Source organism: Nitrospira sp. M1 (assembly GCF_965152605.1).
In genome coordinates, this window is record NZ_OZ224217.1 from 506,108 (window position 1) to 529,358 (window position 23,251).

Consider the following 23,251-nt stretch of genomic DNA (forward strand, 5'->3'; position numbering starts at 1 on the left):
GCCATACGAAGGTGCTCAAGGAGGAGTGATAGATGAAGATGTTGGAGAAAATTAAAGATCGTTCAGCCAAAGTTGGCGTTGTTGGTCTCGGTTATGTTGGACTTCCTCTTGCCGTTCTTCAGGCTAAAACAGGGTTTTCTGTCATCGGAATCGATTCAGTCGCTGAAAAAGTCGATTTGGTCAATCAAGGGAATAATTACATTGGTGATGTAGATGACGTGGAGCTCCACGAGGTTGTGGAGAGTAAGAAGCTTGTCGCCACCACCGATTTTTCGAAGTTACAGGATTGTGACGTTGTCCTTATTTGTGTGCCGACTCCGCTTACCAAAAATAAAGAGCCGGATATTACTGCGATTTTAAAGGTGACAGAGCATCTTGCACGGTATGCGCATCCAGATCTTTTAGTGGTGTTGGAGAGCACCACATATCCAGGTACGACAGAAGAAGTGATTCTTCCTCGATTAGTAGAGCGGGGCCTGACGGTTGGAAAGGATTTATTTGTGGCCTTTTCTCCTGAACGGGTAGATCCTGGCAATGAGGACTTTAAGACGCATAATACCTTCAAGCTCGTTGGTGGTGTGACGGAAGGTTGTCGTGAAGTGGCGAAGGCCTTTTACGAACAGTCTATTGTCAAAATATTTCCGCTGAGTTCTCCGCGCGTGGCGGAAATGGCCAAAGTGTTTGAGAACGTGTTTCGTTCGGTGAATATCGCATTGGTCAATGAGCTCACGTTACTATGCGACCGAATGGACATTAATGTGTATGAAGTGATCGATGCTGCGGCGACCAAAAATTTTGGGTTTATGCCGTTCTATCCTGGCCCAGGCGTTGGCGGTCATTGTATTCCTTTGGACCCCTATTATTTGGCGTGGAAATCGAAGGAATATGATATTCATACTCGATTTATCGAATTGGCCGGCGAAATCAATGAAAATATGCCCTATTACGTTGTCAGTAAACTGCAGCGTGTGCTCAATCAACGTGGCCAATGTCTGAATGGAGCGCAAGTGTTAGTGTTGGGAGTCACGTATAAGGCCGATATTAGCGACGAGCGTGAATCGCCGGCGACAAAAGTCATGGAATTATTGCAACGTGAAAATGCCACGCTGGTGTATTCGGATCCCTTTGCTCCAAGCATTTCTATTGCAGATCGGCAGTATAAATCTCAAGAACTCACCCCAGAGCTCGTTGCCAAAAGCTCGTGTGCCCTTATCTTGACGGCCCATTCGGCTTTTGACTATGACATGATTGTCAAGCAGGCATCTGTCGTGTTTGATACTCGTAATGGAACGAAGCATGTCCAGCATGATCGAGAACGTATTATTTTGCTTTCGTGATGATAAGGGGAAGTAGATCATAGTTTTGACGTCACTGTTTCCCTTTCGTCCTTCCTTCCGTTCCTTTCTTTAGGCGAACCTGCCTTCATCTCAATCTCTCGCATTGCGTTGACAGTGCCTAGGTGTTTTGCTATAAGCAATAGTCCTCTACAGCATAAGGGGTATCGTGGGGGTATCCCTATGAATGCTCGTGCATTCTCTTCATCGGTGTTTTCATATACCAGACGTTCGCAAATAATTTATGAGGATTTTCAAGCAACTGTTGGTGCGTCTTTCTGACAGTTTGTTATCGAATGTTCATCCAGCCTTAAAGTCCCGTGCGACAACGCGACATACCCCAGACCTGAAACTCGTTTCTCATAATCCCAATCCCGTACCTTCGGCTCCGTCGTCTTCAAGCCGTGCGTCCTCGGCAACGCTCGGTCATGCTGAGTCGATTGAAGAGGCATTGCTACGAGGGGAATCCTGGTTCCTCTCTCACCAAAATAGAGAGGTGGGATACTGGGTCGCTGAACTCGAAGCCGATACGACGCTTACCTCTGAATATCTGATGTTGAGAAGATTTATGGATCGCGTTGATCCCGAGCGGGAACGGAAGGCGATGCATTACCTGATTGACATGCAATTGGATGAAGGGGGATGGCCAATTTATTTAGGTGGTCCAACAGATCTCAGCGCATCGGTCAAAGCGTACTTTGCCTTAAAGCTCTGTGGCGTCTCGCCTGATGAACCGTTCATGAAGAAGGCACGCGAGTTGATCCTTGATCGTGGGGGCGTGGTTGAAGCCAATGTCTTTACCAAGATTACCTTGGCATTATTCGGACAGTACCCCTGGAGAAGGGTGCCGAGCATGCCGGCTGAAATTATGTTGGCGCCTCAGTGGTTGTATTTTAATCTGTATGCGGTGTCGTATTGGTCGCGCGTCGTGATTATTCCCCTTCTCATCATTTTTGCAAAACGACCTCTTTGTCATATTTCGAAGGCACAAGGGATTGAAGAACTGTTTGTTCAGCCTTCGAACCAGGTCGACTATTCACAGGTTTCGCCTTTTACGAAGGATGGAGTCTGGTTGAGTTGGCGGAACTTTTTTGTCTGGATTGACTCGGTTCTGAAACTGTATGAGATGTACCCCGTGCAATCGCTACGAAAGCGTGCCGTCAAAAAGGCTGAAGCCTGGATGTTGGAACATATGCAGGGGGAGGGAGGGCTGGGAGCCATTTATCCAGCCATGGCGAATTCAATCGTGGCCCTGCAGGCGTTAGGCTATTCGGTTGATCATCCGCAGATTGCCAAAGCACTGAAAGAAATCGAAGCTCTTGAGGTGTATGCACCGTCTCGTGATGGGGGGAGTCAAAGAGGAACGCTGCATCTTCAGCCCTGCGTCTCACCTGTTTGGGATACGGCATTGACCTTGGATATGCTTGTTGAGCGTGGGTTGAAAGCTGATCATCCGTCGTTATTGCGTGCAGCCTCCTGGTTGCGATCGCGTCAAACCGACAGAGTCGGCGATTGGGTCGTGTCGTCACCCGACGCTCGTCCCGGCGGTTGGTACTTTCAGGGTGAAAATGATTGGTATCCAGATGTGGATGACACGGCCGCTGTGGTCATTGCCTTGTCAAAACTTGAGACAGAATTGCCGGCTGATCGAGATGACGCGATTCGATCGGGTTGCGAATGGGCCTTAGCCATGCAAGGGTCCGATGGTGGTTGGGGAGCCTACGATAAAGACAATAATCGTCTTATCTTCAACAAAATTCCATTTGCCGATCATGAGGCGCTACTAGATCCGAGTACAGCCGATCTGACCGGCCGATGTCTCGAAATGTTGGGCACATTAGGGTATGATCGCTCACATCCAGCGGTAGAGCCGGCTTTAGAGTTCTTGCAACGTGAGCAGGAAGCGGATGGGAGTTGGTATGGTCGTTGGGGTGTGAATTATGTCTATGGGACATGGTGTGTGCTCTCGGGGCTTCGCGCGATTGATATTGATATGACCGCTCCGTGGGTTCAAAAAGCTGTGATTTGGTTAGAAACGGTTCAGAATCATGATGGAGGGTGGGGCGAGTCGTGCGAGTCCTATGCTGATCCTGGTCAGGCTGGCCGAGGTGAAAGCACTGCGTCGCAGACCGCGTGGGCATTGATGGCCTTGCTTGCGGCAGGCGCCTCAGATTCCATTAGCGTCGTGCGCGGCGTGAATTACTTGCTGCGTCATCAACGGCAAGATGGGGTATGGGATGAGCCTTTTCATACAGGAACTGGATTCCCCCGCGTGTTTTATCTCCGCTACCATGGGTATTTCAAGTATTTCCCCTTGTGGGCCCTGGCGATGTATCGAAATATCAAGATGAATGGCCAGTCACGAGCTGATGAATTGCGCATTGCCACACAGGCAGCCCGACGACATCATCAAAAAAACCTCTAAGCGATCAGTAGATCTGTGAGGCCAATTGTCTCATCCGAGGTTCCCCAAGTTACGCTTGCCATTTTTACTGCGACTCGTTGGGAATATCAGGCTGTCCTCAAAGCTTTGGCGGTAGAGCAAACGACCACCATGGCTGGCGTTCGATGTGCGATTGGGCGTCGAGGGAAGGCGCACGTCTCTGTATTTCAGTCAGGTATCGGTCCTCAAAAAGCCTATGACATCTCTCGGTCTGTGCTCAGTGATGCATCGTGGGATGTCGTGGTGTCTTCAGGGTTTGCCGGAGCGTTGGTTCCGTGTTCCATTGGTGCGATTGTGGTTGGTCATGAAGTGATGATGGATGCAGCCTCAGTTTTCCCTCATTCCCCTGGCCAAACCCCGATTGTGTGTGACGATCGGTTTCGAAGTCATGCTTTACGCCTTGCCCGTTCCATCGATAGCGGAAGTCAGTTCGGTCACATCGTATCTCTTTCACGCATAGTCGGAACTGGTGCGGAAAAAAAGATTGTGGCCGACCGGACACATGCGGTGGCGCTCGATATGGAAAGTGCGTCATTAGGGTATGTTGCGCAGACTCAACATATTCCGTTTATGGTGGTCCGGACCATATCGGATTTGAGCGATGAAGATCTTCCGATAGATTTCAATTTGTTTCTTCATCCAGGCGACTGGATGAAAGGCGTGGGTGAGATAATACGGAAACCTACATCCGTACTCCACATACTTCAATTACGAAAACACATGGTGGCGGCTTCTCGAAGTCTCACCCAGTTTTTTCAGATATTTTTGGAGGAGGTTGGACAACGCTATGACTCGCAACGCCGCACCTCTACAAGTTGACGTGGACCTGTGACTTGGTTTTATTGCATCAACCCTCTCCCGTGGTAAGATTGATAGGAAGTTAATGGAAGGATCTCCCAATAAGATTCAGACGTTGCGTAAAATGAGGAAGGGCTTGGTCAGTCCTTGCCAGACGGGACGTTTTGAATGTCGTGTAACGTTTTCCATGGCCCAGAGACTAATTTGTGTACGTCATGGTATTGTAGGGAATGCACAATAAGGTGAACAGCTTATGAACCAGCGTGCAATGGAGCATCGAATGAAATCAAACTGTGGATTACGTGTGACTGTCCTCGGTCTTTTTCTCGGGTGTGTGCTTGGAGTGTCCTCTATTGGGCATGCCGCTGATGCTGGGTCGGCAACCGAGGCTATTAAAGGCACCATTGATCGGGTTCTCGCTGTCTTGCAACAGAAAGAATTGCAGAGTGAGGACAAAAAATCAGAGCGCCTGACGCGGTTGATTGAGGTGATCGGTCAACGCTTTGACTATGAGGAAATGGGAAAACGGACGCTCTCGCGAGAATGGGGTAATCTTAATTCGCAACAGCAGCGGGAGTTTGTGGCTCTGTTTCAACGATTTCTTACCAAGTCCTATGCCGGCAATGTTGACTCCTATTCCGGAGAAAAAGTCGAGTATCTGAAAGAACGCACGAAGGGCAATTTTGCTGAAGTGCAGACGAAGGTCATCTCACCGAAGTCTCGTGTTCCTATCGATTACCGCTTGCTCAAAAAAGGTCAGGAGTGGCGAGTGTATGATGTGATTATCGACGGGGTGAGCTTGATGAAAAACTATCGCGGGCAATTTGCGCGTATCCTCAAAACCTCCTCGTTTGAAGGTCTGTTGACGAAATTGCGGACGAAAGCCGATCAGGCGACTCAGCCCTGATTGGGTTGTGTTTCATGCCTCATTGCCGTTGGTTTCTGAGTACCCTCCTTTTTTTGTTCGCAGTCTCTCTCAGCATATGTCCGTCTCTTGCCTCGGCCAGTCAGTCTATCTTTGCCGTTCCGGCTATTTCTGCATCGAAGAACGATGGCCAAGACTTTGGCCTTATTATTCCTGTCCTTGAGTCCGACGACGAGGGAAATCTTGTCTCGCTCATGGCGCCCATGGCGATTCATAATTCATTTTTGGGAGTCCGTGGGACCATGAACTATTACCGCTATTGGTCTGCTGGTCGCCAAATGGAGTTTGTGGGGTCCTACACCGAGGAGATTGAACGAAAGCTGAAAATTCGTTACCAGGATCCCGGATTTATCCAAGGCTTATTTTTTCTGGATGTGGGCGCCGAGTTTTTTAAAAACGCCACAAAACGGTTCTATGGGATTGGGCAGACGACGCCAGAAAGTAACGAATCCAACTATACGAGCCGGGAAATTGGGGTGCAATGGAGCTTTGGGGTGCATCTGAACGATGTGACACGGCTGATGATTGGACAGCGGTATCGTGATGTGGAAGTGCAGCCGGGCGGTGTGAAGGCTCGGCCATTTACGGGAGTTCGGTTCGCCGGACTTACGGGAATCGAGCGGACGGCAATCTTGGCGAATCGATTAGTTTTTCAATATGACACTCGAGACAATCTCATCACGCCAACCGCTGGAACCCGTGCTGAGGCCTACGCTGAGGCCAGTCATAATTTTCAACGGCAAAGTCTTAATGATTTTGTGTATTTTCGGTATGGCGTCGATGTGCGAGCGTTATTCCCGACCCCATCAAAGCGAATGATCTTGGCTATACGCGGAAATGTTCAGTTGAGCTTTGGCGATGGGATTCCTTTTTATGAACGAAGCTCCCTTGGCGGTCAACACAACTTGCGTGGGTTTGGTGAGGATCGTTTTATTGACCGGCATTTGGTGTCACTGAATGTTGAAGAACGAATTCATGTCCTTGGGGTTCGATTTTTTAATGTGAACGTAGAGTTTGAGGTCGCGCCCTTTGTTGATATGGGGCGGACGTATAGTAATTTTGAATTCAGACAGTTTAGTGAATATGAGGTGACTCCAGGAGTTGGGTTCCGCGGAATTGTTCGTCCAAATGTGGTTGGGCGCGTAGATTGGGCGTACAGTAAAGAAGGAGGAGCGGTCTTTGCCGGGTTGGATTATCCGTTCTAGGCAATGAGAGACGTAAAAATGGTAGGATTTTTTTCAGCATGAGCGAGGAAGGCGTGGAAACGAGGGGACAGTCTATAGCGAAACCAAGTAACTTCCAGCCGAATGTACATCATGTACACAGCACAACAACACACGTCATACAGACAGAAGTATATTGGAACGGCTATAGCCGTGGAAGGGGTTTTGGTTTTTTGAAATGGATACCTTCTCGGCAAGTCGTTGGATGGATTGTGTTTGCGTGTGTGTGTGCCGCAAGCGGTCCGGTGTGGGCTCACCTGGAGAGAGCTGAGCACATTCAGGTGATTCAGGAAGATATTCAGCGATTAGAGGCTGTAACGCAAGTAAGTCCCAATGAGCCGCAGGTCTTGAGTCGGCTTGCCGGACTGTATTTGCAATTAGGTGACCTCAGTGCTGAAGGAAATACGCAACGAATCGCCATCCATGAAGCAGGCGCTCGTTTGGCGAAGCAGGCTCTTACGCACGATGAGTCGCTTGCCGATGCGCACTTTTTTTATGCTGCAAATCTCGGGAGTGCCACGCAACTCAAGGGCCGTATGGCTTCTGCACTCGTGGTAGATGAATTGAAATTCCATGCGAACAGAGCCGTGGAGTTGCAGTCTGATCATGCCCCGGCCTTGCATATGCTTGGCCGGATGTTGGATGAATTGCCGTGGTTTTTAGGGGGAGATGAAGATGCCGCATTGGCCTACTTGAAAAAAGCTGTGCTGGCTGATGAGCATGATACTCACGCACGACTTGATCTTGCGAAGCTCTATGTCAAAAGAAAGAATGTGGCTGCGGCGACGAAAGAGCTACGGAATATTGTTCAACGTCACCCCTCCGAACAGAATTGGAGTTGGGCGTTTCGATATAAACCTGAAGCCGAAAAGATTCTTCAAAAGCTTGAGGGGAATGTGCAGAATTCAGCCGAATCGCATTAGCATATGACTTCTTAAGTTGGCAACAAGATTTCTTGACTTGTTTCCCTGTCTATGGGAGAATTACAGGTATAATGAAAACTACGTAGTATTGTCGATTCCTGTATGTTTTCCTGCCCTGGCGACGAATTCAATATGAACAGCGAAAGGTTATAGCTATGTCGATACTACAACGGATTGAGAGTCCTGCAGATCTTAAAAAATTATCGCCCGAAGAATTTCCTGAATTGTGTCAGGAAATCCGGAGCTTAATCATCTCTGTTCTTTCGAATGTCGGTGGGCATTTAGCGTCAAATTTAGGCGTTGTGGAGCTCACAGTCGCGTTGCATTACTTGCTTGATACCCCGAACGATAAAATCGTGTGGGATACGAGTAACCAAGCGTACGCGCACAAACTTCTCACGGGTCGACGAGAGCAATTTCATACATTACGGCAGTTTGGCGGGATGAGTGGGTTTTGTAAGCGTGAAGAAAGCGAGTATGACGCGTTTAACGCCGGACATGCGGGAACTGGCGTATCGGCGGCTGTTGGCTATTCCGAAGCGCATGAACAAATGGGACTCCCTCATCGGACGGTCTGTGTCGTGGGGGACGGAGCTTTGACGGCAGGTATGACCTTGGAGGGGTTGCAGCATGCTGGCGATCTCAAGAAAAATTTAGTCGTGATCCTCAATGACAATCAGATGTCTATATCTCGAAACGTTGGGGCAATTTCGGCGTACCTCAATCGAACGTTTACCGGTGAATTCTATACGCGATTACGTGAAGAAACGTCGCAGCTTCTCGAAACTATTCCCCAGATTGGTGAGCCAGTCAAAAAGATGGCGATTCGGGCGGAAGAACTGGCCAAAGGGTTTTTACTGCCAGGTCTGCTCTTTGAGGAATTAGGCTTTCGTTATGTTGGGCCGATTGATGGACACAACTTTGAGCATTTGTTGACGACGCTGGACAATGTGCTCAAATTGAAAGGTCCGACACTTCTTCATGTCATTACCAAAAAAGGCTTAGGTTTTGAGCCGGCTATGAAAAACCCGGTTTGGTTTCATGCCTGTTCACCCTTCGATGCGAAAACTGGAGAGCCGACGAAAAAAGCCACAAGGCCTTCCTATAGCGCAATAGCGGTGAAAACCTTAGTCGATATGGCCAAGGATGATAAGCGAATTGTTGCGATTACGGCGGCGATGTGTGAAGGCACTGGGCTGGCCGCGTTTGAAAAGGCCTTTCCTGATCGAATCTATGATGTGGGAATTGCCGAGCAGCATGCCGTGACCTTTGCCGCAGGCTTGGCCGCTCAGGGCATGCGCCCTGTCATTTGCATGTATTCAACGTTTCTGCAACGGGCCTACGATCAAGTGGTGCATGATGTGGCGACGCAAAATTTACCCGTCACGTTGTGTATTGATCGTGGAGGGTTGGTTGCGGAAGATGGGACAACGCATCATGGAGCATTTGACTTTGCCTTCTTACGACATGTGCCCAATATGGTAGTGATGGCTCCAAAAGATGAGAACGAACTGCAGCATATGATGAAGAGCTGCATTCATTATGACTGTCCCGTTTCTGTCCGGTATCCACGCGGGGCAAGTCTTGGGGTGCCGATGGATGCGACTCCAGAGCCTTTACCGCTTGGGCAAGGTGAGCTCTTGCGAGATGGAGACGATGTGGCATTGATCGCGGTTGGGGTGTTAGTGCACCATGCGATGGAGGCCGCAGAACGGCTGGCTCAAGAAGGTATTTCTGCAGCAGTCGTAAATGCACGCTTCGTCAAGCCTCTCGATAACGAGTTAATCGGAACGGTCGCCAAGAAGGTGAAATGCTTGCTGACCATGGAAGAAGGGTGCCAGATGGGTGGGTTTGGATCAGCCGTGCTCGAGTCGTTGTCTGATCAAGGTCTCTGGCATATTCCGACCAAGGTCTTAGCGCTGCCAGATTTTTATATAGAACAGGGTCCTCAAGACCTTTTGCGAGAAAAATATGGGCTAACGGCGAATGGCATTTATGACCAAGCCAAGGCCTTGCTCGCACGAGTTCCTCTCCACACTGTGATGGATTAGTCTGGAATACTATCGTGTATATCACTCGTAGGAAAACCAAGCAAATACAGGTTGGGAATGTCAAAATTGGCGGAGATGCGCCAATTTCCGTTCAATCCATGACTATTCCTCATCCCAGCGATGTGAAGGGTACGCTTGAGCAGATTCATCAGTTGGAGCAAGCTGGGTGTGAACTGATTCGAGTTGCCGTACCCGATGAAGAGGCTGTTGCGGCCTTGTCGAAGATTAAACCTCACATGACCGTTCCACTCATTGCCGATATACATTTTGACCATCGCCTTGCACTTAAGGCGGCTGCAATTGTTGATTGTGTTCGCATTAATCCTGGCAATATCGGGCCGTGGTGGAAGACGGAAGAAGTCATAAAGGCTGTCAATGACAACGGCATTCCGCTGCGAGTTGGCGTGAATGGTGGTTCTCTTGAAAAGCCAATTCTTGAGAAGTATGGCTATCCCACGGCTGAAGCCCTTGCAGAGTCTGCCTTAAATGCGGTGCATGCGTTGGAAGATGTTGGCTTTACCAACATGAAAGTGTCACTCAAGGCCTCGGATGTTCATATGGCGATTGATGCCTACTGGTTGTTTGCGCAGCAATCTAATTATCCCTTGCATATTGGCATCACGGAAGCCGGAACGGCGATGACTGGTGCGATTAAGTCTTCCATGGGCTTGGGGTGGCTTCTGTCGCAAGGCATTGGCGATACCTTGCGGGTTTCGCTTGCCGCTGATCCAGTGGAAGAAGTCAAGGTTGGGTTTGAAATATTAAAGTCCTTAGAGTTGCGACATCGAGGGGTGAATGTGATCGCCTGTCCGACGTGTGGCCGTGTGGAAATCGATGTTGTTCGTATGGCGAATGAATTGGAGAATCGGCTTGGTCATGTCAAAACTCCTTTGACCGTCTCTGTGCTTGGCTGTGTGGTCAATGGCATCGGAGAGGGGAAGGAGGCCGACATTGGGATTGCCGGTGGGCAAGGTTCTGGTATTTTGTTTAAAAAAGGGAAGCTTGTTCGCAAGGTTCCGTCAGAAGAGTTGATTGATGTGTTGATTCAAGAAGTTGAAATGATGGCTCAGGAAAAAGAAGCGGAGTTGGCGAGTACGGGTCAAGCAGATGTAGCCCTTCCAGCCTTTCAATCCTCTCAGTTTCCTTCTTTCAACAATTCAGAAGACGAAGAAAAAGTGATTGGACGAAAAGAAATTCCTGTGTTGCCTGCGCGTTCGTAATGTTTTGCAGCTACACGTCTCTGTCATTCTTGTCTTCGTTGACTGATAGTCTCTATAATACGCCTTCGGGCGCCGTACCCAAGTGGCTAAGGGAGCAGTCTGCAAAACTGCGATTCAGCGGTTCGAACCCGCTCGGCGCCTCCATATTTTCTCTGTAACCTTTCCAACTCAAAAAAGTCTAATATACTATGATCATAGGTCAATATTCGATGTATCGTATAAGGAGAGCATGATGGCTGTACCAGTCTCTCAGATGTATACCGTTGCAAAGTACGTGATCACTCAAAAAGTTAAGCGGGTTGAGCGCTATCCCCTCGTGCTCATGTTGGAGCCTCTTTTTCGCTGCAATCTTGAGTGCGCCGGATGTGGGAAAATCCAATATCCTGATCATGTTCTTGATCGGCGGTTAACTCCAGAGCAATGTTGGGCCGCCGCTGATGATTGTGATGCGCCGATCATTAGCATTCCCGGGGGAGAGCCGTTGATTCATCCGGAGATGCCCAAAATTGTCGAGGGCTTGGTTGAGCGGAAAAAATATGTCTACTTATGTACCAACGCCATTCTTCTTGAGCGGAAACTGTCGGACTATGCGCCCTCTAAGTACTTGACCTTTAGCGTTCACATGGATGGTCTTAAAGATGAACATGATCATGCGGTGTGTCGAGAGGGAGTCTACGATGTGGCGGTGAAGGCGATTCGTGCGGCTCTTCAGCGTGGCTTTCGCGTAACCACCAATACCACATTATTTAACGATGCGAACCCTTCTCGTGTCCGTCAATTTTTCGACGAGATGATGGGGTTAGGCGTTGAAGGGATGATGATCTCGCCAGGCTATAGCTATGACAAGGCTCCAGATCAGAATAGTTTTCTGAAGCGCGAACGGACGCATGCGCTGTTTACGCAACTGCTCAGTGAGCGAAAGCGGGGCTGGCAGTTTAATCAGTCTCCACTTTTCTTGGAATTTTTGATGGGGAAGCGAGAGTATGAATGTACGCCCTGGGGCAATCCCACGTATAATATTTTTGGCTGGCAAAAACCCTGTTATTTGATCCAAGATGGCTATGCATCGTCGTTCCGAGAGCTAATGGAAGAGACGCCCTGGGAGCGTTATGGAACGGGTCGAAATGAGAAATGTCAGGATTGTATGGTGCATTGTGGCTATGAAGCCTCAGCGGTCGAAGACACCTTCAGTTCTTGGTCAGGGTTTTTAGGGACAGTCAGATCCACGTTATTTCCTCATGTGACTTCCTAGGTTTCCCCTATGGAGTGTACGTCTCTCTCTTACTAGGTATGGATAATCATCAACAATCACCGTCTGCTGCGAAAAGCCTTGAGGGGCAAAGGTTTCAATTATCTGACCCTCAAGAGCGGCAACGAGTCATTGATTTGGCCTTTGACTATCGCGGAGATGTGAGGATTGAACTGCAGTCCGGTGAGTTGATCGAGGGGTATGTCTATGACCGAGATGTGCAGTCCTCGTCTTCGACCATTAAAATTTTTCCTAAAGGCCAGTCTGGTATGCGGAGCATTCCATATGAAGACCTTGCCGTTCTGGAATTTTCTGGAGAAGATACGGCCTTCGGAAAATCTTGGGATGACTGGGTCAACAAGATGGAGAAGTTATCGCAGAAGAAAGCTTAACGTTCCTCGCTCGTCACGCATTCCTTCCTCCTTCGTTTTCCGTATTGTCCTTTTCTCGCCTGTTTTAAAGTCTTTCATTGTACAGTGATACATATGGTTGATCCTGTTGCTTTATCTTTGCGTGTGCCTACGTTCTGCAACTGTTCGTTTTGACCTCATCACACATAAAATTATCATTGATGAAGATTGACGAAAATGCCGGTATTCTAAGAAACATTGTGCTGTCATCATTGACGATTACCTCTTGTCTGTGCTAGAAACCACGGACCTTTTTTGACTATGAAGAATCTAACTATTTTTCAGTTGAATGCTTCAATCTTTGATAGCCAAGAAATAGTTTTCAAGCATCGGAATATAGTAAAGTCATCGAAGCGAGACCTAAAGAATCAAAGCAATGAAGCCTGTGTCCGCAAGTGTAGAATTATTCGTGTTAAAAGAGTATCGGTTTAGCCTCTGATTGTGCTAAAAGCTTGCGTGGTTTGATGAGGTATTGATTGGGCTCGTAGTTTTTGTATCTTTACTATATACACGATCAATGATTTTTTACTTGAGCGTTTCAGGCATTTATCAGTGTACGGTAAATGTTCGGTATGGCAAGTGGGGTAGGTGGTGAGTCTGGGCCTTGGGCGGAATGATTTTGTCTTTGTGTGATTGTTTCATGTCGCTCGATCTCATTATATTTTTCTGGACAGACAAAAGTCATGAAGAGCAAAGGTCGCGTCTCTCTATCCACTTATAGCAGAAAGGTGAACTACTAAGGAGACCATTACTGGAATGGAAGTGGGTAGGTGTTGAGCTTGCAAAAGCTGTGGCAATTCCACTTACGTAAGACGCTGACTGCATGCATAACCAGGTGTAATAAAAGACACATTCATTCATTGAGTTGCTGAAAAGCTTGATGTGGGTAGCGCTTTTGTTTCTGGCTTTATGGCAGGGGAAAGCGCTTTTTTGCGAGAAAGACAAAATGTGTTTGTGTGAAGTAGTCGGCATGTGTCCTTGATGAGTTTGTATATCACAACGTTCAACTAGGGGGTTATATGAAGCAGAGTTATAGTTTTAGAAACGTCTTATTGGTCGGTCTATCCGTTGCTGGATTAACCCTCACGGCATGCGGTGGAGGATCTGAGGGACCTCCAAAACCTCCGCCGCCAGCTCCACCAGAGTATGCGGATAAACACATGCCTCCAGATCACTGGGGAAATGCAGATATTATTGCCGAAGGGCAGGCCATTTACACCGGTCAGCAAAACATTGATGTGAATTGTGCAAGCTGTCATGGAAAGAACGGGAAGCCGGTCAAGGCTGGAGCCCGTGACTTCAGGCAGACCGAACACATGAAATTATATTCGGATTCGCAATGGTTCTGGCGCGTGTCGGAAGGTGTAAAAGGAACAAAAATGAAATCCTGGAAGAGCAAGCTTTCAGAAGATGAAATATGGAAAGTTATTGCCTTTGAAGCGACGTTTGGTCTTAAGGGGCTAGAGTATGACGTTGCAAAGAAGCAATGGGTTCCAGTGGGTACGGCCGGGGCGGCAGGAGCCGCAACTGAAGAAGCTCCAGCAGCAGAAGCTCCAACCGATGAAGCTCCAGCAGAATGAGTTGGAGCTAAGCGGAGGCAAGATCTTAAAGTTTTAGTTAAACCAAGAAGATTACAAGTTGTTCATGGGGCACATGAAAGCTAAAGAAGGAGGGCCACGACCCTTGAAAACATTAAGCCGAAGTCTACTTTTCTTGCCAGGCTTGTTGGTGCTAGGTGCGGCTGCTGCGTATGGGCAGGCCCCCGATGCGCCACCTGTCGATTTCCCCTATGCTGGAAATCGGACAGCTGTGTGGGTTGTGGCTCAGTTGCACATCTTATTTGCGGCCTTCATTCTTGGCGCACCAATCTTTGCTGTTGTGTCTGAATGGCTGGGCTACAAGAATAACGATCCGAAGTATGATCGCCTAGCAAAAGAGGTCACCAAGGTCACTGTCATTCTCTACAGTATGACGGCGCTCACTGGAGGCCTCTTTATATTTGTTTTATTGGGCACGTACCCTGACTTTACGACATGGCTCATCAAGCATTTCTTCCTGGTCTTTGCAGTTATATACCCTCTTTTGTTTATTGCAGAAACCATCATTCTATACACCTACTTCTATTCTTGGGATTCAATGAAGGGGAGTAAGAAGGCAAGGCACATCGCGTTAGGTGTCTTATTGAATTTGGTTGGAACGATTACCCTGTTCGTCATTGACGGGCCTACCGCATTTATGAACACGCCTGCTAAAGCGGCGGAAGGCATGTCGCTTGTCGAATTCATACAGACGGCTGGTTTATGGGACAAGGTGGCCAACTACAGTTGGATGCCTTTGAATTTGCACAGGCTTGTGGGCAATGTCACGTTTGGTGGGTTTATCGCCGGGCTTATAGCAGCCTACATGTATATGCGTTCCCGAACTGATGAAGAGCGTGCGTATTATGACTGGATGGGCTTTATCGGCAATCTCATTGGGGTTGGCGCTCTCCTCCTTCTCCCATTCATGGGTTATTTGTTAGCTTATGAGCTTTGTGACTATGACGCGTCGATCTGCCCCTACATGATGGCCGACCAATTGTCGATGTTTTTTGAAATGCAAGGCGCGATGATTGGTCTTATCTTCCTTGCCAGCAATTATTATATCTGGCTCAGTATGAAGCGAATTCAGGGGGTTGAACAAGTTCGAATTTCTGGATTGGTGATGATTGCCGTTATTGTGATGCCTGCGGTAATGGGACTCGCATGGAAAATGTTTCCACCACCGGAATGGCAGTCTTTGATTTATCTCGCGGCGCTCGTGATCTTGCCGCCGGTGCTCAGTCGGTTGCCTGGATTAAAGTTTACGGTATCAGCGTTTACCATGATCAAGGTTGGATTTTTGATGATTGTTGTGGCTGATGCAATTTGGATGACGCCGCATGGGTTTGTTGCGACACAAGGGGAGGCCACGCATGCTTTGGAATTGCCAGAGTGGGCTCAGGAGCTTGCCTTGATGCCGGCGAAGAATGCGGCGGCATTTACCTTGGTGTATTTAACTATTGTTAACTATATTCTCTATAATCGTGGAATTCGCGTAGGAAGTATTTCGTGGGGGAAAATCGACTTCGCCTCTCAATTCGTTCTCATTTTCTTGGCATTCAGTGCTATTTGGACGATGGGTCTTATGGGAACGGTTCGGTCGTTGACTCGAAAGTACTTTCATGTGTACAACCTGCTTCCAGATTTTACAGCTGAAGCATTTACGCCTACGCTGGCTTATTCGGCGTGGTGGATCACTGGATGCACGGTCGTGTTCTTTACCGTCGTGAGTTTTGCCATCATGGTGACTTTGCGCATCACAAAAGATAAGGCTCCTGAAGCGCAGGGAGTTCCTGTTCCAGAAGGGGCGAAGTAATTTCAGCGATATAAGGGAGAAGCGAATGGCTCAGCAAAGTCTCGTGGGTAACATCATGAAAAAGGGAATTATTGGAGTCATTATTGGCGTGATTTTAGTCGTGGTTGCCAAGCTGACTGGTTTCCCATTCGTGTTTCAAGTGATGTTCTTTTCGTATGCCATGTTGGGTGCTCTCGTGTTCATCTTACTTGATGCCCCAACGATGAATCGTCTTGAAGGACCGAAGGCTGCAATTGGGTTGGTTGTGTTCTATATCGTACTCTCTGTCATGTTCACGGCAGGGGCGAGTGGGCTACCTCAATATGACCCGGAAGTTGAAAAAGGTAAAATCGATAAGTTGCTTAAGGCGCGAAAAGCTAGAACTCAAAAAGGAAAAGCTGAGGAACTCATTGCACGTGCAAAGGCACTTGATGAGCGGGCGATAGCGATCGATAAAAAGTTGAACTCGTTGGGTGGTGGGAATATTGAAGTCGTTGAAGAGGTTGTCCCTGCAGCTTCAGGTGCTGGAGGAGATATTGTGGCTCTCGGGAAAGAGCAATGGGAACTGCAAGAGTGCTACAACTGCCATAAATTAGGTGGTGAAGGTGGTAAAAAACGTGGACCGGTAATGGATAACATTGGAAGTCTGATGACGCCAGAACAGCTTAAAGAAAAAATCCTTTATCCAAAAAGTTGGATGGCGGAAGGCTTTGATAAGCAGTATAAAAAAGGCAAAATGCCTGATAAGTATAAAGATCTGATGTTTGATGAAGAAATTGATGCCCTTGTTGCCTATCTTGCAACTCTGAAGAATACATCGGTGGAAACTCCAAAACCCATTAAGATGAATTAAACCTTGATTGTAGGCATTTGGTGTTATGCAACCTAAGTTAACTGCAAAAGCTCGAAGTAGTGATGGTGAGGTCGGAAAGATCTCAAAAGTCATCATGGACCCCATTTCTCATGAAGTGAGCCATGTTGTTGTTCAAGAGTCTGGGAATCAGGGCCAGGAGCGTTGTGTGCCAATCGGCGACGTTCAAGAAATCCTGAGTGAAGAAGAAATTGTTCTTCGTTGTTCGACCTCAGAGTTTGGACAGTTTCCCATCTTGAATAGAGATCAATATGTGACCACTCACGAAGTAGAAATTGCGCATCTCGAAGATAATATTCATGTGAATCCAGGGGAAGTGCTAGTTCCCCTCCCATGTTTAGAGCGTGATGTCCCGCGTCGAACGTTTTTTACAAATATGACACATGCGATCGGAGCCCTGATTGCATTACCCTTTGCCTTTCCGGTCTTAAAGTACCTGATGAAACCGATGTATAAGCCGTACGATAATGCATGGTTCAATGTTGGGAGTGCTAAAAAGCTGTCAAAGGAAAATATCGGCTATCAGTTTAAGTTTACTCGCGGTTTTAAGGAAGCCTTTATGCCTGAGCAGCAGATTGAAAAAAACATTTGGGTTGTAAAGGCTACTGAGGAAGTAAAGAAAGCTGTGTACGAAGGCGAGGATAGAAAGTTTTATGATGATAAGGGTGATGTCATTTGGGTCAATAAAGCCAATTCACCGTTTATTGGATTCTCTGGAAAGTGTCCTCACTTAGGGTGTGGCTATAAATGGAGAAGGACGAAAAACTATCCTGATGGCGTCTTTTTATGTCCATGTCATCTGAGTATCTATGATGAGGCTGGAAAAGTGATAGATGGACCGGCACCAAGAGCGCTCGATGTGTTACCGCTCGATGTGAATGCTGGTGGAGAAATTAAAATTATTGACGTTGAGTATAAGGCCGGCGTCAAAAACCAAATCAGACTTTTGTAACTCCCTTACTACAACATCATGAATGATCAGCAACGTACCGCGAATGAACCTAATGCGTTAGAGAAGGTTGTGGACTTTGTCGACGAGCGTGTTGGCTTAAAGACTTTACAGGCCAAAATGCTCAATGAGCCTGTCCCTGGAGGGTCACGATGGGCGTATGCCTTTGGCTCTTGTCTTCTCTTTATCTTTATCCTCCAAGTGGTCACGGGTATTTTGTTGATGTTTTATTATGTTCCGAGTACTGACCATGCGTACGACAGTACTCAGTACATTATCCACGAAGTAGAGTATGGATGGTTTTTGCTAAGTTACCATTTCTGGGGATCCTCAGCGATGGTGGTGATGGTCTTTGCGCACATGTCGCAGGTTTTTCTGTGGGGTGCGTATAAAAAACCACGAGAACTTATATGGCTCGTAGGGTTAGCCCTTTTTGGTATCGTGATGGCTTTTGGTTTTACCGGCTATCTCCTCCCTTGGGATCAACGGGCGTATTGGGCAACCGTCGTCGGTGTCGAGATCATGGATAAAACACCAATTGTCGGAGATTTCATGGCTCGCTTTTTAAAGGGAGGCCCAACTCCAGGCCAGATGACGTTAAGTCGATTTTTTGTGATTCATGTGATGGTATTGCCTGCAGGGTTAATGGGATTAGCGGGGCTGCATATCTTTTTATTCCGCAAGGCAGGTCCTGCTGGTCCGTTCAGAGGAACTCCTGAGGAATTGAAAGCGAAGACCGATTACTTTTTCCCACGGCAAATATGGAAAGACATCGTGGCAATGGCCACAGTATTTCTAATCGTTTGTTGCTTGGCATTTATTGAACCCGTCACGCTGCTCGAACAGGCGACCCCGGATCCTGGAGATTATCATCCAGAGCCTGAATGGTACTTCCTCTTTCTATTTCAGCTGTTACGTTTAAAGATGTTTGGTGGAGAGTTTGGGCAATTTCTTGGGGCTATTGCCATTCCTGGGGCATTTATGGCTTTTCTTGCAGCGCTGCCGTTTATTGATACCAATCCGCAACGCGATATTTTTAAGCGTCCCGTTGCACTGGTTGGCTGGATTGTTATTATGCTCGGTATTTTAATCTTTACGGTGTCTGCCATTATTAATAGAGAGTTTCTCCACTAGTCGTAAGGCGAGAATTTCTTGTCTGAAGAATACATGGCCTTGGAAATGTCAATTTTTTTTACATTGAGACACGTAGTTATTGCACATGTCTAATACAAAGCTTGGGCTCTTAGTTTTTTGGCCTACCTTCTGGACTGGCTTTCCCATAAAGATGGTTATCTGTCTCCTGCTTCTTGCGGGTGGACTACGTCCCTGGAAAGGTCTAGGGATTGAATTCCTTCTACTCCTTTCCATCCCTATTGATATTTGGGCGTTAGGTCTTTGTGCAAGAACGGTCTTGTTGGAACGGCTCAGTATTGATTCAAAGCCAGGATTAGGCTTGAGGTTGTGGTGGAAGTGGGCACTATTTAGTGTCATCTATTTGCCACTTTTGTACTTTACCGTCGGGTTTGTGAAGTCCATTTCAAAAAGCATCACGACCAGTATTGTCGAAACAATTAAAGAAAGTGTCTGGGCGATTCCTGTTGCCGAGCAAATCACCATTGAACTAGTCATGTGGGGGAGTGTCACCAGTGCGGTATTGGTGTTGCTCACGGTAGGATGGTTCTACGGGTTAGGCGCATTGGCTCAACGAGAAGTCAATGCCTCAACATCGAAAGACGGTAACTTTGAGCAAATCGTTCACTTTTGGGATAAAATTCGTATTCCTGCCGATCAGGTGCTTCTCTTAACCTCGTTTACGTTTGTCGGGGTTGTCATGGTATTTCTTTTTTGGGGCTTGTTGCCAGAAACAACGCCTCATCCACATGATGAATATGTGTATTCAAATGTGGTAAAGATAGAGCCGCCTGTAAAGCCGTTAGAGGTCTTAGCAAATACAGAGAAGGTGCTTAAGAAAGCAGAATTAACTATTGTTGAGTTAGAAAAAGAACAAGACGCCGACGGTGGAAAGCCAGACGAAAAAAAGAAGCCTGAAAAAACGACAGAGGGAAAAGCACCATCTCCCCCTAAATAACGGGGTATAAAATGACCGGGTATTCATGGTTTTTTATAACGTGTGGGTGAGGAGAAAGTAATCATGTACGGAAGACCTCTACATATCCTCAGGAATTCAACCTTTCCAATATCGGGGGTATCTCTTCTCAAGTGGGGTGGATTACTTATTCTTCTCCTATTCCCAATCCTTGCTTGGGCTCAAGATGCCGCAACGCAGGCAATGTCGGTCGAGTATCGGGATCTGCCTGGTATTGGTAGCCGCAACATTATTTGGATCGTGGCCCAGCAGCATCTATTACTTGCCGGGTTTGTGTTGGGTGTTCCAATCTTTGCCTGGGTGTGTGAAATCGTCGGGTGGAAGACAAATGAGCCACGCTATGACAAGCTCGCAAAGGAATTTACAAAACTTTTAACATCAGCATATGCCACAACGGCTCTTTTTGGAGGAATCCTACTATTTCTTCTCGTTGGACTCTATCCAAAGTTAATGGCCTATCTCACCGATATCTTTTTCCCGTCATTTATTGCCTATTGCATCCTCTTCATTCTTGAGACTGCGACTTTGTACATGTATTGGTACGGATGGGATGCAATGCAGGGTCGGAAAAAAGCTTTTCATATTTTTCTTGGACTGTTACTCAATCTCTTTGCACTCGGAATTATGATTGTTCCAAATGCATGGGCGACGTTTCAGGCCAGCCCAGTTGTCGTTGCCGATGGGACCGCTATAGAAAGGGCTTGGGCAGCCATGCAAAATCCAACATGGTGGCCAGTCAATATCCATCGATTAATTGCGAATGTGGTGCTTGGCGGATTTATCTGCGGGGCGTATGCAGGCGTCAGGTACCTCCTGGCGGTCACAAGAGAAGAAAAAGAGCATTATGACTGGATGGGATATGTAGGTAACTTCATCGGTGTATTCGGAATGTTGCCGCTTCCATTTGCTGGCTATTGGTTAATGAGAGAAATCTATCAGTACAATCAGCAAATGGGCATTACGCTGATGGGGGGGTTCTTAGCCTGGCTCTTTATTCTTCAGGCTATGCTTATAGGTGTGTTGTTTCTCGGGGCAAATTATTATTTTTGGCTAGGTATTGCTCATCGAATACCTGGTTCTGAAGGTCAATATAAGAAACCAATCATGGCCATGTTGGTTGTTCTCTTGGCCTGCCTTGCAGTTTGGATGACTCCCCATTCGCTTGTTGCCAGCTTAGCAGAAGCTCAAAAAATGGGAGGTACTCACCATCCACTCCTTGGAGTGTTTGGAGTTATGTCAGCCAAAATGACCGTGTCGAATCTCATGATTCTCGTCACGTTTATGAGTTTCATTATGTATTGGCGGGCGGGAAAAGTTGAAACGGCAGGATGGGCAAAAGCCGCAAAAGCCTTGATGGGAGTATTATTAGCCATTGCTGGAATTGCGGTTATCGTCCTTGGTGTCTGGGGATACTTTGTTCCTGCAATTATACGAATTAACTATTTCTCAGTGGCACAAGTGCTGATTGTGATATTCATCATGGTAACCTTTACACCGTTAACGGCTCTCTTGATGAAAAGTGCGAAAACAACCACAGAAATGGTGTGGGGTCAGATGCCAGTTCGGGCTGGTTATAGCTTAGTCTTGAATGCGGTAATGGTTATTTTGCTGATGTCCTTGATGGGTTATGCACGATCGTCTTCTCGGGTTCACTGGCATATTTACGGTGTCATGCGCGATACATCTGAATATGCCTACTCTCCAGCATTGGGCTATGCCGCAGCATTTATGTCACTAAACACCTTTGTGTTTTGTCTATTAGCTGCATTTATCTTTTGGGTCGCAACATTAGGTGATAAAGCGAAGAATCAACCTCCAGGCGGACAGGAAGCGAAAGTACCACCTATGGGAAGCGCTGCGCCAGCAATGGCTGGAGGGTCTCCGAGACAGGATGAACTTTCGTCAAGAGAGACAGGCTTCTGAATTGTCATGAAGGTAACAATGAAAAGTGAGGCACCATGAGTGAAGTTGCATTACTACAATTAATTGGATTGATTGTTGTAGGGCTGGGTATCAGTATCCTCCTTTTCATTAAATCGAAATTTCTTCGTGTCATTGGATTTGTCATTATTGTGCTTGGGTCATTTAGCCTTATGGCTCTGAGTGTTCCTCAAATGGCTTCTCTTCCCCCTGCCATTGAATCGTTTGACATTGCTAGTGTGAAGTCTCCTGATGATCTTGCCTCTCTTGGGCAAAAAATATTTTTCAGTAAAGGGCAGTGCGCGCTCTGTCATTCTATTGGACCGAGTGAATCTGCGCGGTGTCCCGACCTTGCCGGGATAGGCGCAAAGCTTGCTCCAGAGTTTATTTATGAGAGTTTGACCGATCCACAGGCATATATCTATTTGGACTTTCGGCATGATCAATTACCGGAAGAGTATCCAGCGCAAATGCCGTATATCAACAAAAATCCAATTGCTCTAAGCAAGCCAGAGATATACTCGGTCATTGCATTTCTTCAAAAGATGAGTGGAGAACCGATTAGTATTAAAGTCGAAGACATTTTGAGCCCTGAGTCAGACCAAGAAGAAGAGACCGTTGCCATTCATGGCACAGGCAAAGCCAGTTCTTCCGTTGTCGTCGCGCAAGCCACGACCAAGGGCTCCAAATAATTCTTAATTAGGAGTAGCGTTATGAAAGGCCCACTTGTTTCTACAGCGATTCTTCTCGTAGGAGTCTATGTCTTCTTGGCGTTTCTTCTTCCTCTCTTTACCGCACCATTGCCAGCAAGCCTTATTTATTTATACTTGGCGATTACGCTTAGTGGTGCCATGATTTACCAAACGATGAGTGCTGGTGGATTGGAGTCCTTTATGGGGCCAATTTATCGTTTCTTATCCGGTGAAATCGATGGCCCGGCCAAATCGGCGAGACTGTTGCTCTTGATCGTGTTTCCTCTTCTTGTTGGATGGCAAACCTATACGAAGCTAGCGCCAAGTGATTTACCGCCTGCGGAGAATAGGACCATTCATCCAGCGCCACCAGGAGAATTTGTTGGTTTAGCGAATCCCTATCCTGCGAATGAGCAAAACATACAAGAGGGTAAAGGTATCTATGCTGCCAACTGTTCACCGTGTCATGGTCCAAATTTTGATGGGAAAGGAACGGCTGCTCCAGGCTTTAATCCTCCACCAGCAAACTTTGCAGACCCGGGAACAATCGCTCAACTACAAGAATCATATTTGTTCTGGCGAATAAAAAAAGGTGGTGTGGGCCTACCAATTGAAGGAATGCCGTGGAAGTCGGCAATGCCACGATGGGAACATGAGTTAACCGATGAGAAAATATGGAAAGTAATAATCGGTGAATACGATGGCGCCGGGCAATCTCCGAGAACATGGGAAGAAGAAGAATAAAAGATTCAATTGGGTTA

19 protein-coding genes and 1 tRNA gene are annotated in these 23,251 nt (G+C 47.2%); all 20 read left to right on the forward strand.

All coding sequences use genetic code 11. From position 1 onward, the window contains the following. The first annotated feature begins 32 nt into the window (after positions 1–32). The 20 genes from ACWHX8_RS02425 (at position 33) to ACWHX8_RS02520 (ending at position 23,234) form a co-directional block, all read left to right on the forward strand. Positions 33–1,337, forward strand: coding sequence for a nucleotide sugar dehydrogenase (locus ACWHX8_RS02425; RefSeq protein ID WP_447970385.1), 1,305 nt, complete (start codon positions 33–35; stop codon positions 1,335–1,337). A 241-nt stretch (positions 1,338–1,578) separates the two neighbouring features. Next, a complete protein-coding gene (shc, locus tag ACWHX8_RS02430; protein ID WP_447970386.1) occupies positions 1,579–3,759 on the forward strand; it encodes a squalene--hopene cyclase in 2,181 nt (726 codons plus the stop codon). A 15-nt stretch (positions 3,760–3,774) separates the two neighbouring features. Continuing rightward, a complete protein-coding gene (locus tag ACWHX8_RS02435) occupies positions 3,775–4,596 on the forward strand; it encodes a 5'-methylthioadenosine/S-adenosylhomocysteine nucleosidase family protein (RefSeq protein ID WP_447970387.1) in 822 nt (273 codons plus the stop codon). A 232-nt stretch (positions 4,597–4,828) separates the two neighbouring features. Next, positions 4,829–5,482 (forward strand): MlaC/ttg2D family ABC transporter substrate-binding protein, encoded by a 654-nt coding sequence (locus ACWHX8_RS02440; RefSeq protein WP_447970388.1) that lies wholly within the window; start codon positions 4,829–4,831, stop codon positions 5,480–5,482. A 14-nt stretch (positions 5,483–5,496) separates the two neighbouring features. Then, the gene (locus ACWHX8_RS02445) at positions 5,497–6,705 is read left to right on the forward strand and encodes a BamA/TamA family outer membrane protein (RefSeq protein ID WP_447970389.1); all 1,209 of its coding nucleotides are present in this window, start codon (positions 5,497–5,499) and stop codon (positions 6,703–6,705) included. A 191-nt stretch (positions 6,706–6,896) separates the two neighbouring features. Further along, on the forward strand, positions 6,897–7,646 hold the full coding sequence (locus tag ACWHX8_RS02450) for a tetratricopeptide repeat protein (protein WP_447970390.1): 750 nt from the start codon (positions 6,897–6,899) through the stop codon (positions 7,644–7,646). A 155-nt stretch (positions 7,647–7,801) separates the two neighbouring features. After that, on the forward strand, positions 7,802–9,697 hold the full coding sequence (dxs, locus tag ACWHX8_RS02455; protein WP_447970391.1) for a 1-deoxy-D-xylulose-5-phosphate synthase: 1,896 nt from the start codon (positions 7,802–7,804) through the stop codon (positions 9,695–9,697). A 14-nt stretch (positions 9,698–9,711) separates the two neighbouring features. Next, positions 9,712–10,917 carry a flavodoxin-dependent (E)-4-hydroxy-3-methylbut-2-enyl-diphosphate synthase gene (gene ispG / locus ACWHX8_RS02460; RefSeq protein WP_447970392.1) on the forward strand — a complete coding sequence of 402 codons (1,206 nt, stop codon included), beginning with the start codon at positions 9,712–9,714 and terminating at the stop codon, positions 10,915–10,917. Positions 10,918–10,985: 68 nt separating this feature from the next. Further along, positions 10,986–11,061: transfer RNA gene (locus ACWHX8_RS02465), tRNA-Cys, on the forward strand. A gap of 88 nt (positions 11,062–11,149) precedes the next feature. Beyond that, on the forward strand, positions 11,150–12,169 hold the full coding sequence (gene hpnH / locus ACWHX8_RS02470) for an adenosyl-hopene transferase HpnH (RefSeq protein WP_447971846.1): 1,020 nt from the start codon (positions 11,150–11,152) through the stop codon (positions 12,167–12,169). A 38-nt stretch (positions 12,170–12,207) separates the two neighbouring features. Further along, positions 12,208–12,558, forward strand: coding sequence for a hypothetical protein (locus tag ACWHX8_RS02475; protein ID WP_447970393.1), 351 nt, complete (start codon positions 12,208–12,210; stop codon positions 12,556–12,558). Between the two features lie 1,037 nt (positions 12,559–13,595). Next, positions 13,596–14,156 (forward strand): c-type cytochrome, encoded by a 561-nt coding sequence (locus ACWHX8_RS02480; RefSeq protein ID WP_447970394.1) that lies wholly within the window; start codon positions 13,596–13,598, stop codon positions 14,154–14,156. A gap of 73 nt (positions 14,157–14,229) precedes the next feature. Beyond that, positions 14,230–15,972 carry a cytochrome ubiquinol oxidase subunit I gene (locus ACWHX8_RS02485; RefSeq protein WP_447970395.1) on the forward strand — a complete coding sequence of 581 codons (1,743 nt, stop codon included), beginning with the start codon at positions 14,230–14,232 and terminating at the stop codon, positions 15,970–15,972. 25 nt (positions 15,973–15,997) lie between these two features. Then, entirely contained in the window at positions 15,998–16,804 is an 807-nt protein-coding gene (locus ACWHX8_RS02490) for a c-type cytochrome (protein WP_447970396.1), read from the forward strand. A 25-nt stretch (positions 16,805–16,829) separates the two neighbouring features. Continuing rightward, a complete protein-coding gene (locus ACWHX8_RS02495) occupies positions 16,830–17,774 on the forward strand; it encodes a QcrA and Rieske domain-containing protein (RefSeq protein WP_447970397.1) in 945 nt (314 codons plus the stop codon). 18 nt (positions 17,775–17,792) lie between these two features. Continuing rightward, entirely contained in the window at positions 17,793–18,905 is a 1,113-nt protein-coding gene (locus tag ACWHX8_RS02500) for a cytochrome b (RefSeq protein WP_447970398.1), read from the forward strand. An 85-nt stretch (positions 18,906–18,990) separates the two neighbouring features. Further along, entirely contained in the window at positions 18,991–19,860 is an 870-nt protein-coding gene (locus tag ACWHX8_RS02505; RefSeq protein ID WP_447970399.1) for a hypothetical protein, read from the forward strand. Between the two features lie 63 nt (positions 19,861–19,923). Beyond that, positions 19,924–21,801, forward strand: coding sequence for a cytochrome ubiquinol oxidase subunit I (locus tag ACWHX8_RS02510; protein WP_447970400.1), 1,878 nt, complete (start codon positions 19,924–19,926; stop codon positions 21,799–21,801). A 35-nt stretch (positions 21,802–21,836) separates the two neighbouring features. Then, on the forward strand, positions 21,837–22,490 hold the full coding sequence (locus ACWHX8_RS02515; RefSeq protein WP_447970401.1) for a c-type cytochrome: 654 nt from the start codon (positions 21,837–21,839) through the stop codon (positions 22,488–22,490). Between the two features lie 21 nt (positions 22,491–22,511). After that, the gene (locus ACWHX8_RS02520; RefSeq protein WP_447970402.1) at positions 22,512–23,234 is read left to right on the forward strand and encodes a c-type cytochrome; all 723 of its coding nucleotides are present in this window, start codon (positions 22,512–22,514) and stop codon (positions 23,232–23,234) included. The last annotated feature ends 17 nt before the right edge of the window (positions 23,235–23,251 follow it).